Source organism: Chrysiogenia bacterium (genome assembly GCA_020434085.1).
Classification (GTDB): domain Bacteria; phylum JAGRBM01; class JAGRBM01; order JAGRBM01; family JAGRBM01; genus JAGRBM01.
On the sequence record JAGRBM010000433.1, the window covers coordinates 1 to 14,739 of the forward strand.

The 14,739-nt window shown below is 63.4% G+C and carries 16 protein-coding genes; 4 read left to right on the plus strand and 12 right to left on the minus strand.

Annotated elements, in window-relative coordinates:
* Both KDH09_14845 and KDH09_14850 read right to left on the minus strand, forming a co-directional pair.
* A partial coding sequence (locus tag KDH09_14845) for a hypothetical protein (protein ID MCB0220972.1) occupies positions 1-518 on the minus strand: 518 nt, incomplete at its 3' end.
* Between the two features lie 15 nt (positions 519-533).
* Positions 534-1,739, minus strand: a complete 1,206-nt coding sequence (locus KDH09_14850) for a DEAD/DEAH box helicase (protein MCB0220973.1) — start codon at positions 1,737-1,739, stop codon at positions 534-536.
* 285 nt (positions 1,740-2,024) lie between these two features.
* Between KDH09_14850 and KDH09_14855 the strand changes: the two genes are divergently transcribed.
* From KDH09_14855 to KDH09_14865, 3 genes are all read left to right on the plus strand, one after another.
* Positions 2,025-3,134: a hypothetical protein gene (locus KDH09_14855; protein MCB0220974.1), complete on the plus strand. Its 1,110-nt coding sequence runs from the start codon at positions 2,025-2,027 to the stop codon at positions 3,132-3,134.
* Between the two features lie 27 nt (positions 3,135-3,161).
* Positions 3,162-3,920, plus strand: a complete 759-nt coding sequence (locus tag KDH09_14860) for a glutathione S-transferase N-terminal domain-containing protein (protein ID MCB0220975.1) — start codon at positions 3,162-3,164, stop codon at positions 3,918-3,920.
* Between the two features lie 107 nt (positions 3,921-4,027).
* Positions 4,028-4,672 carry a hypothetical protein gene (locus KDH09_14865; GenBank protein MCB0220976.1) on the plus strand — a complete coding sequence of 215 codons (645 nt, stop codon included), beginning with the start codon at positions 4,028-4,030 and terminating at the stop codon, positions 4,670-4,672.
* A 343-nt stretch (positions 4,673-5,015) separates the two neighbouring features.
* Here the strand turns inward: KDH09_14865 and moaA are convergent, their stop codons facing one another.
* The 4 genes from moaA to KDH09_14885 all read right to left on the minus strand — a co-directional run bounded on the left by moaA (position 5,016) and on the right by KDH09_14885 (position 8,214).
* The gene (gene moaA / locus KDH09_14870; GenBank protein MCB0220977.1) at positions 5,016-6,008 is read right to left on the minus strand and encodes a GTP 3',8-cyclase MoaA; all 993 of its coding nucleotides are present in this window, start codon (positions 6,006-6,008) and stop codon (positions 5,016-5,018) included.
* Positions 6,009-6,015: 7 nt separating this feature from the next.
* Positions 6,016-6,495, minus strand: a complete 480-nt coding sequence (locus KDH09_14875; protein MCB0220978.1) for a DUF4149 domain-containing protein — start codon at positions 6,493-6,495, stop codon at positions 6,016-6,018.
* Positions 6,496-6,637: 142 nt separating this feature from the next.
* Positions 6,638-7,036, minus strand: a complete 399-nt coding sequence (locus tag KDH09_14880) for a hypothetical protein (GenBank protein ID MCB0220979.1) — start codon at positions 7,034-7,036, stop codon at positions 6,638-6,640.
* Positions 7,037-7,221: 185 nt separating this feature from the next.
* Positions 7,222-8,214, minus strand: coding sequence for a ferritin-like domain-containing protein (locus tag KDH09_14885; protein ID MCB0220980.1), 993 nt, complete (start codon positions 8,212-8,214; stop codon positions 7,222-7,224).
* A 218-nt stretch (positions 8,215-8,432) separates the two neighbouring features.
* Between KDH09_14885 and KDH09_14890 the strand changes: the two genes are divergently transcribed.
* The gene (locus KDH09_14890) at positions 8,433-9,110 is read left to right on the plus strand and encodes a dihydrofolate reductase family protein (protein ID MCB0220981.1); all 678 of its coding nucleotides are present in this window, start codon (positions 8,433-8,435) and stop codon (positions 9,108-9,110) included.
* On the opposite strand, the gene KDH09_14895 is transcribed toward KDH09_14890, so the two are convergent.
* The 6 genes from KDH09_14895 to KDH09_14920 form a co-directional block, all read right to left on the minus strand.
* On the minus strand, positions 9,107-9,778 hold the full coding sequence (locus KDH09_14895) for an MCE family protein (protein MCB0220982.1): 672 nt from the start codon (positions 9,776-9,778) through the stop codon (positions 9,107-9,109). The genes KDH09_14890 and KDH09_14895 overlap by 4 nt on opposite strands.
* A gap of 11 nt (positions 9,779-9,789) precedes the next feature.
* Positions 9,790-10,230 (minus strand): 3-hydroxyacyl-ACP dehydratase FabZ, encoded by a 441-nt coding sequence (gene fabZ, locus KDH09_14900; protein ID MCB0220983.1) that lies wholly within the window; start codon positions 10,228-10,230, stop codon positions 9,790-9,792.
* Positions 10,230-10,817, minus strand: coding sequence for an OmpH family outer membrane protein (locus KDH09_14905; protein MCB0220984.1), 588 nt, complete (start codon positions 10,815-10,817; stop codon positions 10,230-10,232). The genes fabZ and KDH09_14905 overlap by 1 nt, the downstream gene beginning before the upstream one ends.
* A 7-nt stretch (positions 10,818-10,824) precedes the next feature.
* Positions 10,825-13,200 carry an outer membrane protein assembly factor BamA gene (bamA, locus tag KDH09_14910; GenBank protein ID MCB0220985.1) on the minus strand — a complete coding sequence of 792 codons (2,376 nt, stop codon included), beginning with the start codon at positions 13,198-13,200 and terminating at the stop codon, positions 10,825-10,827.
* Positions 13,184-13,876 carry an ABC transporter ATP-binding protein gene (locus tag KDH09_14915; protein MCB0220986.1) on the minus strand — a complete coding sequence of 231 codons (693 nt, stop codon included), beginning with the start codon at positions 13,874-13,876 and terminating at the stop codon, positions 13,184-13,186. The genes bamA and KDH09_14915 overlap by 17 nt, the downstream gene beginning before the upstream one ends.
* On the minus strand, positions 13,876-14,739 hold an 864-nt coding region (locus KDH09_14920; protein MCB0220987.1), incomplete at its 5' end, for an ABC transporter permease. The genes KDH09_14920 and KDH09_14915, both read right to left, overlap by 1 nt.

The window sequence follows — 14,739 nt, forward strand, 5'->3', positions numbered from 1 at the left end:
ATAAAAAAGACCCGCGTGCCGAACCAGCCGGTGAGCACGGGGATGAAGTAGAGCAGGAAAGAGAACACGCAGAAGAAATAGAGCGCCAGTTGTACGCGCTCCTGCCGGAGCCGGCGCCCGTAGTATTCGTTGATCAGCATGAGGGCGGCGACGAGCAGCAGGAAGAGGAAGGATTTTCCGAGCGCCGCGCTCTTGAAATAGAAAATCACGTAGGCGCTGAAGAGGCCGCCAAATAGGAACTGGACGCCCATCTGCACCAGGTGCCGGTGGCGGTCGATGAATCCGCCGGGACGGGCGCCGTGGGCAACGCGGCGCTCGAGAACGAGCAGCACCCCGAGCGCCAGCAGGTAGAGCGCAAGCAGCAGATTGTCGAAGAGCTGGTCGATGCGCCGCAGGGTGGCCGAGTCGTAGCCGAAGCCGGCGAGAAATGCGGCGGTGGAGTGGTAGGCCTCGGTCGACTTGATAAAGCGCCGCACGGGCGCGGGAATCAGCCTCGAAGCCCAGTCCTGCTCACCCATGCGCGTGCTTGTACTTTATACGTAACGGCGCGGCCCGCCGCGGCGTCCGCCCTTGGCGGCAGCCGGGTTGATGGCCGGTGCGAGCGCGGTGTGGGTGAGCACGCCCTCGGGCACCTTGCCCTCGGGGATCTTTTTCTTGATGGCCGCTTCGATGACCTTGAGGTCGCGGGTCTCGCCGAAGGTGATGAAGGTGCTGGAGCGTCCAACAGCGCCGGCGCGCGCGGTGCGGCCGATGCGGTGGACGTAGCTGTCGGCGTCACCGGGAATATCGAAATTGATGACGTGGGAGATGCCGTCCACGTCCAGGCCGCGCGAGGCCACATCCGTGGCGACCAGGATGCGGCACTTGCTCTCCTTGAAGTGGTCGAGCGCCTTGTTGCGATCACTCTGCGAGCGGTCGCCGTGAATGACCTCCACCGTGTCTTTTCCGCGGTTTACCAGGCTCTGGTAGATCTGGTCGGCGGCGACCTTGGTCTTCACGAAGACGATGGTCGGGCCCTCGACCTCATCGAGCAGGTAGTTGAGCAGCTCGATCTTCGAGCGCTTGTCCACCGGGTAGCAGTACTGGTCGACGCCCTCGGCGGTCTCTCCGGAGAGAGCGACGCTGACCTTGACCGGCTGCTTGAGCATGCGCAGCTCGAGCGCGCCGAGCGTGGGCGGCAGCGTGGCCGAGAACAGCAGGGACTGGCGCTGTCGCGGCAGGTAGTTGAGAACTTTTTCAACCTGCGGAATGAAACCCATGTCGAGCATGCGATCGGCTTCGTCGAGCACGAAGAAACCCACGTCCTCGAGCGTCAGGTTCTTGCGCTCCAGGTGATCGAGCAGGCGTCCGGGCGTGGCGACGAGAATCGCCGGGCCCTTTTCGAGCTGCTGGACCTGCTTGACCATGTTGGCGCCGCCCACGACGACGCAGACCGTGCCGACATCGTCAGGGATGAGCGCGCCCAGTGCGACGCGGATCTGGTCAGCGAGCTCGCGCGTGGGCGCGAGAACCAGGCCGAAGGGACCCTTGCCCTTGCGCTTGCCGGCAATCAGGGCTTCGATGATGGGAATCCCGAAGGCAGCAGTCTTGCCCGTGCCCGTCTGGGCGCAGCCAAGGATGTCCTTGCCCTTGAGAGAGGGTGGAATCGACTGCTCCTGAATGGGAGTGGGTTCTTCAAACCCGAGTTTTTCGATTTCTTTGAGAAGTTGCGGGGAGAGCCCCAATTCGGAGAATTTCATGTCGTAACTGTCTGATCTGCTTTCGTAAGTCGGCTGCGCGGCTCTGGCGGCCGAAGCGGCACTGCTCGCCGCGATCTGTATTTACAGGGCGGGATGCGCCGGGTGCGCCCTCTACATCTGACCGCCAAGCATAGCGGACCGGGACGCCCTGATACAACCGGGGCTTGCAGGGCCAATGAAGGCGCCTCAGTGCATTTTTCAGGGGTTTCGGCCCCCGCCGGGCTTGTCCGCCGGGGCCCGGTGCATCTAAGTTGGGCGCCGGTTCTTGGGCATTTGCCCAAGAAAATGCCCAAGGCGGAGATGCAGTTCATGCCCGATACCCAGATGCCCGGAAACTTCAAAGCAATCGCCGAACTCGACGAGGGATGGATGAACCTCCACCCGGGACAGCGCGTCGAGGAGATGCGCGAGCGCGGCCGGGCGTTTCACAGCCGCTTCAAGAAAGACGGCCCCGCGCGGGCGATCCACACGGTTAACCTGGCGCCCTTCCCCTACCCGGTCGCTTTCGGCTTCTGGCAGGCCGCCCCCAACAAGGCGAAGTTCCTGATGATGCGCAACCGTATGAACGTCATCGAGTTCGAGGACTTCGAGGGCAAGACCCGCACCCTGCTGGCCAACCCGACCGAGCACGATCTTTCGGCAAAGGCACCGTTTTTCGCCAACGTGCTCAAGAAAGCCATGCCCATCGAATCGGCACGCAAGTTCATGCTCGAACAGTCGGACCCGCCGGGAAAGAAACTCGATGAGCTGGGCATCGACCCGGCCAAGGTCGACTACATCACCTTCGATCACCTGCATGTGCAGGACCTGCGCCGCGCGCTGGTGGGTGAAAACGGGCGCCCGCCGCTCTACCCCAATGCAAAACTCATCGTGAACCGCCGCGAGATCGAGACCCTCGAGAACCTGCATCCGCTCCAGCGGCCCTGGTGGATCGAGGGGGCGCTCGATGGCGTGCCCGATGAGAAGATTATCGCGCTCGAGGGCTCTGCCTGGCTGGGCAAGGGCGTCGCCATTGTCTGGACGCCCGGTCACACGCTGGGCAATCACTCGATCTTTTTCCATGCCGCCGGGCGCGGCGTCTTCGGCGTCTCCGAAAACGGCATCTGCCCCGACAGCTACATCCCGCGGGCCTCGAAGCTCGCAAGCCTGCGCGAATACTCTGAGACCTACGGCGCCGAGGTTGTGATGAACGGCAACACAGTCGAGAGCACCTTTGCGCAGTATTCTTCGATGATTATGGAGAAGGAAATCGTCGACAAGGGCGATGCCGGCGGCGAGGTGCCCAACATGTACAACTCCTCGCCGTTCTTCCGCTCGCCGCTTGCCTGGGGCATTGCACCCACCTTCTCAATCAAACCCGTCATTACCGGAACACTCACGCACGCGCTCCGCTGAGCGCGCTCACACAAGGGGAACACCACCATGTCGCATACCACTGATGTCTTGACCGCATTTGCCGGAAGCACCGCGCGCCTGGGCGTTGGAACCCGCGTGGTCGGCCACGCCAGGACGCCCGAGAAACTGCTCGAACTCTACGACTTCGAGGCCTGCCCGTTCTGTCGCAAGGCACGCGAAGCGCTCACGCTGCTCGACCTGCCGGCCATGATCTATCCCTGCCCCAAGGGCGGGACGCGCTACCGTCCGCAGGTAAAGAGCGAGGGCGGCAAGGCGCAGTTCCCCTACCTCAAGGATCCCAACACCGGCCGCGCGCTGTACGAGTCCGGGGACATCGTCGATTATCTCTTCGAGACCTACGGCAAGCCCGGCGCCCGTCCGCCGGCGCTGCTGGGCGTGGCGCCGCTCGCCAACGTGGGCTCGTTCCTGGCCAGCGCCGTGCGCCCCGGCTCGGGTGCGAAGGTCCGCCCCTCGCGCGCGCCCGAGAAGCCGCTCATCCTCTATTCGTTTGAGGCGAGCCCCTTCTGCCGCATCGTCCGCGAGACGCTCTGCGAGCTGGAAATCGCCTACGAGCTGCGCAACGTGGGCAAGGGAAACGCGAGCGAGTTCCTGCCCGCCGACCAGCAGGAAAAGCGCGGCATCAAGCCCGGCACGAAGAACCGCCAGGACTTCGTCGCGCACTCGGGCAAGATGATGGTTCCCTACCTGATCGATCCCAACACCGGGATCGAGATGTTCGAGTCCGCTGATATCAAGAAGTATCTGCTGCAGACCTACGGGGCGTAGTTTAGACGGGGCTGATCCCGCTGCAGCCTGTCTGCTGTCGCATTCTGCAACTGTGACCCCCGCTGTCACACCGCCGTGGGAGACTCTTCCCGAGGGAGGGCTTCCCCATGGCAAAAGAGCCGCGTGAGCGGTTGCTCAGCGAAATTTTTCTCGACAAGTGGAGCGCGACGCGCGGCCCGCTTTTTGACGAGCCCGCCGCCGCGGTTTGCCGCATCCTGGCCGTGTGCGCGGCCCATCGCGCGCGCCGGGAGGCCACCGATCGCGTGATCCGCATTCGCGCCGCGCGCGTGCTCGACGAGGCGCTGCGCGTCGTGCCCGACTCAAACCTGCCTGCCACCAACGAAACCCGCGCACGGGTGAACATGGCGCTGGTCGATGTGAACCGCCTGCTCCGCGAGGCGCCGCCCGATGAAGGCCTCGTCACGCCGCTGGCAAAGATCCTCGCGCGCGCCTCGGCACGCGAAGTCGACGAGATTGAGGTGCTGCGCATCTTCGCGCTGGCCGAGCTGCTCGCCGCCGCGCTTGAAGCCGACACCTGGGAAGTGCGCCTTCGCGCGGCCAGAACGTTGATTGCGAGAACAAGAGACGCCGCCAGAAGGGTCGGCAGAGCGAGCAGCGAGGCAACCGACGCCAGCCCGAAAACACCACCCGCCGAAGAAGTCGTGCACGAGCACGTGCACGTGCAGGTGCACGATTCGGATCCTCGCTCCACCGCACAAACCTACGAGTGTCGGAGCACCGGCCCGCCGTAAACGCAGCGGCCTTCAGCCAGAAAAAAAATCACGGAAATGAGATCGCGAGAGAGGAGAGAAAAGACGAATAAAGAAAGACAAGAAAGACGGGAAAACCGCCAAGGCGCCAACGACGCCAAGGTGGAAGGGACAGGTGCGTCTTCCTTGGCGGACTTGGCGCCTTGGCGGTTCAAAATCGGACCCCGTCATCCCGACCGGAGCGAAAGCGAAGCGAAGAATCCCAACCGGCTTGTGCCGAGAGCGAACCCGCACGGCCATCGCCGCCGAGTCGACGTTGAGATCCTTCGGCCTGCGGCCTCAGGATGACAGGAATTCGGATTCAAGAAATGAAAAGACGAAGTCTTCAGCCGCCGATTTCGGCCATGGCGAAGGGTTTCTCACCGGGCTTTCCGAAGCTCGGATGGTGGGATCGTTTGCCGGCGATGGCGCCAAGCAGGACGTCGCGGAGCTGTTCGTCGTTGACGTTTTCGTCGCGCAGCAGCTCGCGCAGCGGGATGCCGCCGGCTTCGTACAGGCAGCGGCTGATGCGTCCGTCGGCGCTCAGGCGAAGGCGGTTGCAGGCCCCGCAGAAGGGCTCGCTCTCCGATGCGATGAAGCCCACGCCTGCGCCGGTTCCCACCAGCCGGAATTCCTCGGCGGGCATGGCGCCGCGGGGCTCTTCGGTGGGGGCAATCTCGTAGCGCGCGGCCACGCGCTCGCGGATTTCTCCGGCGGCAACGAAGTGCTTTTCGAAGAAGGCCTGCGCAGAACCGGTGTTCATCAGCTCGATGAAGCGCACGGTAAGTTCCCAGCGCTTTGCGAATTCGCAGAACTCGATGATCTCGTCGTCGTTGATTCCCTTCATCACCACGCAGTTGACCTTGAGCGGGTTGAGCCCCGCTTCCTTGGTCGCGGCGATGGCTTCGAGAACGGTGTAGAGATCCTTGCCGCCCGAGAGTTCGGCAAAGCGCTCTTCCTTCAGGGAGTCCAGGTGGATGTTGATGCGGGTGAGTCCTGCATTGCGCAGGAGCTGCGCGCGGGCGCCCAGGTGCTCGGCGTTGGTGGTGAGTGCGATGTCCTCGATGCCCTCGATCTCGGCAACCGCCGCGACGGCGTCCTCGCACTCGGCGCGCTGGAGGGGCTCGCCCCCGGTAAAGCGCACGCCGCGCACACCGCCGAACATGTCCGGGTTTGCCAGGTGCCGCACGACCCGCTGGATCTCCGCCACGCTGAGCATCTCCGAGCGCGGGTGCGCCGCCACCGGCCCGCCGGGCTGGCAGTAAGGGCAGCGAAAGGCGCAGGCCTGGGTCAGGGAGACCCGGAGCTGCAGTCCTTCACTTGGCGCGGAGAAACTCATGCCTGATCTATCCTCGAAGCGGGAAGAGTATTCCCATGACCACCAGGGCCAGGCCGCTCAGGATGAGCAGCAGGTTGACCGCCATCGACATGCCGTGGAGCTTGCCGAATTCCTTTTGCAGCGGGGCGCGCGCCTCTTCTGTGGCCGCCGCGCGGACTTGCGATTTGATCTCGTGGGACTTGGGGCCGATTACGAGGCCATTGATCCCGGCGCCGGCGAGCATCACGACGAGCAGCGCGATGCGGGCCTTGTCTCCCCACGGTGTCTCAACCTGGGTGCGCAGCCACAGGTAACTGCCCAGTGCCAGCACGCTGCAGACATGGCCGAGCGTGAAGTAGGCCGGGAAGACCGAGCCGACGATGTCGCCGGCCTGCTGCTTGTCAAAGGTCTTGAAGAAGATGGGCGTGAGGATGAAGCTGAAAACGGTCATTCCCCCGACCCAGATGGTCAGCGAGAGCGAGTGAATCAGTGCCAGGGCTGTGGTCATGGTGGGAGCCTCTTCCGCCCGCTCCGGCCGAACCCTCCCGGCCTGTGCAGGTGGGCGATTTTTGGCGCACCGGGCCCCCAAAGAAAAGCCCCCGGGGCCCGATTGTCCGGGCACCCGAGGGCCGATAAATGTCCGGGGCTGCTTACTTGCGGCCGGCGATCTTCTCGATGCGACCGCGCAGGTTGGTCAGTTGGCCGCGGATGCGCTCGCCAAAGTCCTCGACCTGCTTGCGCATGGAATCGACGCGCTTTTCGAGCTCACGCTCGATCTCCAGCGCGCTCTTCTCAAGGCGGTCACGCTGTTCCTGGTAGCGCTTTTCAAGGGTCTCAACGGCCTCTTCGAGGCGGTTCTTGGGAGCCGCCTTCTTCGGTGCCGGCTTGGGGGCAGCGGCCTTCTTCACGGCCTTTTTCGGGGCCTTCTTGGCCGCTTTCTTCGGGGCCTTCTTGGGCGCCTTCTTTACAGCCTTTTTCGCGGCCTTCTTTTTGGGAGCCTTCTTGGCTGCCTTCTTCGGAGTTTTCTTGGTGGCTTTCTTCGTGGCCATGGTGGGAGTCCCTTCTTTACGCCTGCGAGGGCGTGGTTTCGCGCCTCTTCACGTAGGAACTATCAATTTTGACTCACCGTGTCAATGGGCTGCGTCATCTTTTACGCAATAAAAAGAACCGGGGCAGCCCTTCTCCGGTTGGAGGAAGCACTGCCCCGGCGATCGGGACGCGGTTGCAGCGAAGTTCAGCTCAGGCGGCTGGCCGCCTTGTGCACGCCCGAGAGAAGTCCCGAGAGCGCGTTGTTGAAGATGCGAATGGGAGCGGGCGCGGCCTCCAGATCCTCGGGGACGAAGAGATCGATGAGCATGGCGTCGACCTTGTGGAGCCACTTGGGCGCGATCAGCACGCCCTTGCGTTGCTTGTAGCGGCCCATGCGGAAGGTGATGTCGGCCTGATCGTGACCCATCCGGCGCAGCCACTTGTTCATGTTGATGCCAAGGCTGCGGAACTCGGGCTGGAGAGAGAACCCTCCCAGAACGACGAGTGCGTAGATGTAGGCCTGCACGCCCATGAGCTTGGCCTGGTCGATGGGGCCGAGCTCCTTGAGCATGTAGGGCAGATACATGACGCCAAGGCCCACGTGGCGGGCTTCGTCTTTTTCGAAGTAAGGCATCAGCTCGGTGATGACCGGCTCTACCTCGCTCTCGGCCACGCTCTTGAACAGGTGGACGGCGATGTTCTCGACAAGAAGCTGCATGCCCACGAGCTTGTAGACGAGGTTGTCGGTGTTGATGAGGAAATCCAGCGCGAGCTTGGTGAACCAGTTGATCTTGGGCGTCTCGATGCCCAGCTCAAGCAGGTAGTCGCGCATGGTGTAGAAGTGACGGGCCTCGTCGAAGACCTGCCCCGTCGCGGCAAGGCGCGCCTCCACCTCGGGCACGTGCTCGGCCAGCGCAGCCGAGACCTGCCAGGCCGCCAGCTCGCCCCAGAGGATGATGGCAAAGACCTCGGCAATGGCGCGCTTCTTGTCTTCGGGCAGGTTTACCCCGCCGTGCTTTTCGAGCAGCTCGGCCAGCACTTTCTTCCCGTCCCAGGCGAGGTTCTGCGTCTTGTGGTAGAGGTTCTCCAGGCGCCGGTGCTCGTCATGGGACTTGGCCAGATGGGCCGGGTCCATGAGATGGTACGGGGGAAATGCCGGGGACTCCCAGGGTTTCTTGCCGCCGAGAAGGGATGCCATGATTGCGTGCTCCTTGCTGTGGTATCGGGCCTCGCCTGCCGCGGTAGCGGAAGCGAAACCGGTGCCCTCACGCGAAATGACTGGTGTGTCAGTGGGCCAAATAGTGTCAAACAAACCGCGTTTTGTCCAGCGTTTTGAACTGCCACTTGGGATCCTAATTATTGCAGTAGTTACAGGATGTTTCGCACAGTTCTGAAGGTTCAGGAGGAACTATTGTCTTGAGTTCACGCAGCAAATCGCGACCGTTCGTATCGGCCATCGTGGCAACGACGCTCGACGGACGTTTGCGCACAACCGGCGGAGTGAATTTCCCCTCCCGCGTCGACCAGCGCCTGCTGCTCTCGGGGCGCGCCCGCGCCGATCTCGTGCTGGTCGGCGGCGGCATCCTGCGCGAGGAAAACCCCGACCTGGGCGTGCCGGCGCATCTTGCCGGGCGGCGCCTTCGGCTTGGAAAGCCCGCCCAGCCGGCGCGCTGCATTGTCACGCACGCGGCTGAATTTCCGGTAGAGAGTCTTGCGCTGCGCTCCGATGCTGAGCGCCTGATCGTCACCACCGGGCGGATTGAGCCGCTGCGTCGCGCGCCGCTCAAAAATGTCGGTGCCGAGATTCTGGTGCTGGGTGATGAGAGCGTGGATCTGAAGGAACTCTTTGCGCTGTTTGAGAGCCGCGGCGTCGCCCGCATCCAGTGCGAGGCCGGTGGCGGGCTTCTTCACCCCCTGCTGGAGGCCGACCTCGTCGATGAGCTGCTGCTCACCCTCTGCCCGGTGGTTTCGGGCGGAGACTTCCCTACCCTGGCCGATGGAGCGCCCTTCCCCGCCGAGGCGTTGCCGCGTTTTTCGTTGGTGAGGACCCGCCGCGTGGGCGATGAGATATTTCTCAGATACCGGCGCCGCTAGGGCATGGCCGGGGCGGCGCGCTGCTCGGCGCGGGCGGCTTCTTCGAGGCGCTCGACGCGCGCTTCCAGCGAGCGGACTTCCTTGAGCATGGTATCGAGCTGCGCCTTCAGCTCCTCGCGGCCCTCGACGCTCTCCGACTCTTCAGATTCGAAGAAGCTGCGAAGCCCTTTGGCCGCACGATCGAAGACGCTGGATGTTTGCGCCGGCGCCAGATCGATGAGCGCGCCGGGTTCGATGGGAGGTGCGTCGCTCGTGCCGGGATCGATGACGAGCACGGGCTCGCCCATGATGAGCGGCGCGGAGACTTCAGCACGCAGATTGGTGCGAAGCGCGCTGATAAAGCTGCGGCGCACGCGGATGCTGAGGATTGGAAGCAGGCGGTCGGGATCAGCGCCGCTCTCGCCGAAGCGCACGTTGGTCAGGTGACCGGCCTCCACGCCCGAGATCTGCACCGGGCTGCCGGCCTTCAGGCCCCTGGCGCTCTCCAGCCGGAGCTGGAAGCTCATGCCGTTGTACTCACCCCACCACTGCCAGCCGTAGTAGCCGGCCCCGCCAAGTGCGGCCAGCAGGATCAGGGTTGCCAGCGCCCTGCCCATTCCGCCGCCGCGCGGGCCGCCCACGGAGATGCGGGCTGCGAGCGGATCGGGATTTCCAGGACCTGGCTGCATGGCGAGTCTCCTCAGTCGTCCTTGCCCGGGCCCCAGGCGGCGGTGAACTCGGCCTCGGTGCACAGGTTTCCGTCCACCACCAGCCGGGCCTTGAACTTGTGGAGCGGACCGCGCCGGGCGGTCATGTCCACCTCAAGGCGGGCCTGGTCTCCGGGAACAACCGGTCGTTTGAACTTCACCTTGTCAACCGCTGCCAGCACGACGCCGCGCTCTTTGAGCGTGTCGTACTCGTCGATCGAACACAGCAGGCAGGCCGCCTGTGCGAGGGCTTCGATCTGCAGTACGCCGGGCATGATCGGGCGATCGGGGAAGTGGCCGGGGAAGAAGGGCTCGTTGATGGTGACGTTCTTGATGGCGACGAGCCGTTTGCCCTCTTCCGCCTCGATCACGCGATCAACGAGCAGAAAGGGGTAGCGGTGCGGCAGGCGGTCAAGAATGTCGGCAATGTCCATCATGGTTTGGGTTCCTTTGTTTCGAGCAGTGCGCCCGAATCGTAGAGTTCGATGATCTTGTCGGTGAGGTCGGCGGCCTCTGCCATGTGCAGGGTCTTGGTGACGTTCTTCTCCAGCACCAGGTTGTAGCCCTGCTTCTTTGCGTATCGTTGCACGAGAACGGTCAGCTCGCCCAGCAATTCTTCGGTGAGCTTGCGCTCGGCAAGCGCCACCGCTTCCTGGATGTCCTCGCCCTCGCGGCGAAGTTCTTTGACCCGGTAGGCAAAGCGCGCCTGGTAGTCGTCCCACTCTCCGGTGCCGGCGAGCTGGGCGGATTTCTCGCGGTAGTCGCTCTCAAGCTTGCGAAGCTCTGCTTCGAGCTGCTCGATGCGCTGCTGCTTTGCAGAGACCGTCTGCTGAAGTTCCTTGCGGGCGATTTTCCCGCGCATCGAAAGATCGATGGCCTTCTGGAAGTCGACGAGGGCTACGCGCGCGCCGGGCCAGCCGGAGTTCTGGGCGCGCGCCGCGGCAGGAATACAGATAAGCCCCAGCGCCAAACACACGAGCCCCGCAAGGGTGGCCGGCGTGTTTGTGCGAGAGGCTTTCATGGTTCTGCTAGTTCAACTGTCCAATCAGGAACTGGAAGACCGGTCCATTCACACTGGTACGGCCTGTGTGCTCGTAATTGTTGTTCAGCGGCCAGCCGAACTCAAACCGGATCGGTCCGAGGGGGCTGCGCCAGCGCAGGCCCACGCCCGCGTCGAGCAGGATGCTTGAGAAGAGGTGTTCGTTGTCGCCGTAGACATCGCCGGCATCGAAGAACACCACCGGTCGCAGATTGACCTTGTCGGTCCACGGCGTGGAGATCAGCAGCTCCACGGCCGAGTAGAATTCCTTGTCGCCGCCCAGCAGGAAGAGCTGGCCGCTGTTGTTCTGGTAGGGCCCCACGCTGCGTGCGTTGAAGCCGCGCAGGTTGTTGGGGCCGCCGCCGAAGAAACGCTCCTGCACGAGGGGGTCGCTGCGCTCCCTCCGGTCGAGCAGGCCGTAGTTCCACTTGCCCACCAGCACGAAGTTGAGCGGCAGCTCGTAGTAGTAGTTGCCCTTGAGTGAGTAGCGCAGAAAGTCGTTCGTATCGCGCGAGAGATCAAACAGGTTCTCGGCAAATTCCACCGAGGCAGCGTGATACATGCCGCGCGTGGGCTCGATGCGATCGTTGCGGGTGTCGTGGCTGATCGAGAGCGTCAGCGACGTCGTCAGCGTGTCGGGATTGATCGTGCCCGGCGGCGTGCTCAGGGCGGCGAAGGACTGGTCGCGGATGCGGATGCGTGTGACGCCCAGCGCCAGGCCCGCGCTCACGTCTTCAAGGGGCTCCCACAGCTCGGAGAGCTCGTAGCCGATACTGACGCTGCCGCCGTGCTGCTCACGATCGAAGTTGACGTCCTGGCGCCGCAGGGCGAAGACAGAAAAGCCCAGGGCCCAGTAGGAATCCATCACGCGCGGGTTGGTGAAGCTGAAACTGAAACTCTGGAGGCGCCCGCCCACCTGGGCCTGCAACTCCATCCGGTGGCCGCGCCCGAATAGGTTGGCCTGCGAGATCTGCGCCTGGGCGAAGAATTGATCGAGCGAGGAGAAGCCCGCGCCCACATTGATCGAACCGGTCGGGCGCTCGGTGACCTCGATTTTGATGTTCACATGGTCGTACGAGCCGGGAATGCGCTCGGGCGAATAGTTGACCGCCTCAAAGAAGCCCAGGCGCGTGATGCGCTGCTTGCTCTTCTCGAGCTTGGTGCGGTTGTAGTCCTCGCCCTCTGCCAGACGCATCTCGCGGCGGATCACATTGTCGCGGGTCTTCACGTTCCCGACGATGATGATGCGACCCACCTTGAACTTGTTGCCCTTGTCGATGACAACATCGAGGTCGACCAGATGCTGGCCGTCCTTCTCGTAGGTGCGCGGGATCGGTGTGACGTTGGCAAAGGCATAGGACTCATCGGCATAGCGGTTCGCGATCTTGTCGGCGTCGGCGATGATCTTCGAGCGCGAGAAAATGGTTCCGGGCTTTGTCTCCACCGGTTCGAGAATCTCCTCGGCCGGCCAGAGCAGATCGCCGCGCACATTGACCTCTCCGATTGTGAACTGGGGCCCCTCGGTCACGGGAACGGTGATGAAGAGTTCCTTACGGTCGCGAGAGAGCTCGATGATCGGGTCGCCGAACTCCACTTCGAGATAGCCGTGGTCGTGGTAGAAAAAGGTCCAGACCAGCATGTCCTGTTTGAAGAGCTCTTCGCGATACTTGCCGTCACTGCCGATCCAGGACAGCCAGTTGCGTTCCTTGGTGAGGATACCCGTCACGTTGCGCAGCTCTTCGTCGCTGTAGACCTCGTTGCCGACGAACTCGACGCGGCGCACCTGAACCTCGGCATTTTCAGAGATGACAAAGCGCAGACTCACCTGGTTGCGGGAGCTGTCGAACTCACGCTTCACCTCCACATCGGCGATGAAGTAGCCCTCTTCTTCGTAGAGCTTGAGCACCCGGCGCCGGGCATCCTCGAGTTTTTGCTCGGTAAAGACGGAGTTTTCGGAGATGTCGATCGCTTCGAGAATCTCCTTTTCCTTGATCTCGTCCTCGCCTTCGACTTCGACGCTGGCAACAGCGGGCCGCTCCTTGATGATGAAGATCAGGCGGTAACCATCCTCGCTCTGCTCGGCCTCGACGCGGATGTCTTCATAGAGCCCCAGCCCGAAGAGCTTCTTCACGTCCTTGGCAATGGTCTCCCGGTCGATGGGCTGGCCTTTGGTGCTCGTGATGACGAGCAGGACCTGTTCGGCCTCGGTGCGCTGGTTGCCGCGGACCTCGATGCCGGTGATTCGGTTGGAACTTTGCGCGTGCGCAGCTCCGGCCCCCACGAGCGGGAGAGCCAGACAATACAGGAGCGCGGCTGCCCACGCTCCCAACAGGCCGCGCCAGGGGCTGCTACCTTCCCGCTGCACCCTGGTCGACCTCCTGAATCATGCCCTCATAGAGGGTGACCGCGCGGTGCATGCGTGCGGCAAGCTGGGACGAGTGCGTGACGACGATCATCGTCACGCCGAGTTCTTCGTTGAGACGGACGAGCTCTTCATGAATCTCGTCGGCGGTGCGGGTATCGAGGTTGCCGGTGGGCTCGTCGGCAAGGAGCACCGGCGGGCGCAGCACGAGCGCGCGCGAGAGCGCGACGCGCTGCTGCTCCCCGCCCGAGAGCTCCTTTGGACGGTGATGCAGGCGCTCGCCAAGGCCCATGCGGGTGAGCAGCTCGGCGGCCATGTCGCCGGCTTCCTTCCTGGGCTTTCCGGCAATCAGCGCCGGGAGCATCGTGTTCTCAAGCGCGGTGAACTCGGCAAGCAGGTGATGGAACTGGAAGGCAAAGCCGAGCGTGCGGTTGCGGAACTCGGCAAGCGTTTCGTCGCCCTCGGCGCTCACTTCGCGATCTCCATAGAAGATCCGCCCCGTCGTTGGTTTTTCGAGGGTTCCCAGTATGTGGAGGAGCGTGCTCTTTCCGACACCGGAGACGCCGACCACACCAAGGCGCTGGCCGGCGGGTACGACGAGGTTGATCTCTCGGAGCACCTCGAGGTGGCGCTCACCGAGCGAGAAGGACTTGCTGACTTGTTCGACGCGCAGGTCCATCAGTCGCTCCTCAGTGCTTCAGCCGGCGGCAGCTTGCCCGCGCGGCGCGCCGGCAGATAGGCGGCCAGTGTGGTGATCAGCGTCGGCGCCAGCAGGACCTTGACCACGTCCCAGGGAAGGACGAGGACGGGCATGTAGCGCATCTGGTAGACGTTGGCGTCGACTTCAATGAGGTGGAAAGTCTCCTGCGCCCAGCAGAATCCAAGTCCCAGGCACAGACCCAGGAGCGTCCCCATGAACCCGACGAAGGCGCCCTTGGCGAGGAACACGCGGGTAATCTCTGCATTGGGGGCGCCCATGGCTTTTAGAATCGCGATGTCGTGGGTCTTCTCGCGCACGAAGAGGATCTCCATGCCCGCGATATTGAAGGCCGCAACGATGACGATGATCAGAAGTACGAAGAAGAGCGCCAGCTTTTCAAGCTGGAGGGCATCGAAGAGCGGGCCCAGCAGGCGCTTCCAGTGGGTGACCCACCCGGGCGCGTCACCCATCACCATCTGCACCTGCGCGGCGATGGTGTCGGCCTGCTCGATGTCTTCGACGGCAATTTGAATCCCTGAGAACGGACTCCCCTGGCGCTCGGGCTCGAAAAAGGGAGCGGCTTCGGTGACGTCCACAAAACCGAGCTGGCCGTCGTACTCGATGTTGCCGACTTCAAAGATGCCGGCGACCACGAAGGTCTTCACGCTCGCCGTCGGCCCCAGCGGGCCGATCCCGCAGAGCGGACAGATGATACGCACTTCGTCGCCGGGCTCGGCGTTGACCGCGCGGGCCAGGTCGCTGCCCAGGATGATGCGTGCGCCCTCGCGGCTCTCGACGTACTCGCGGATGAAGGGATCCTTGATGCCCTTGACCTCGCCGCC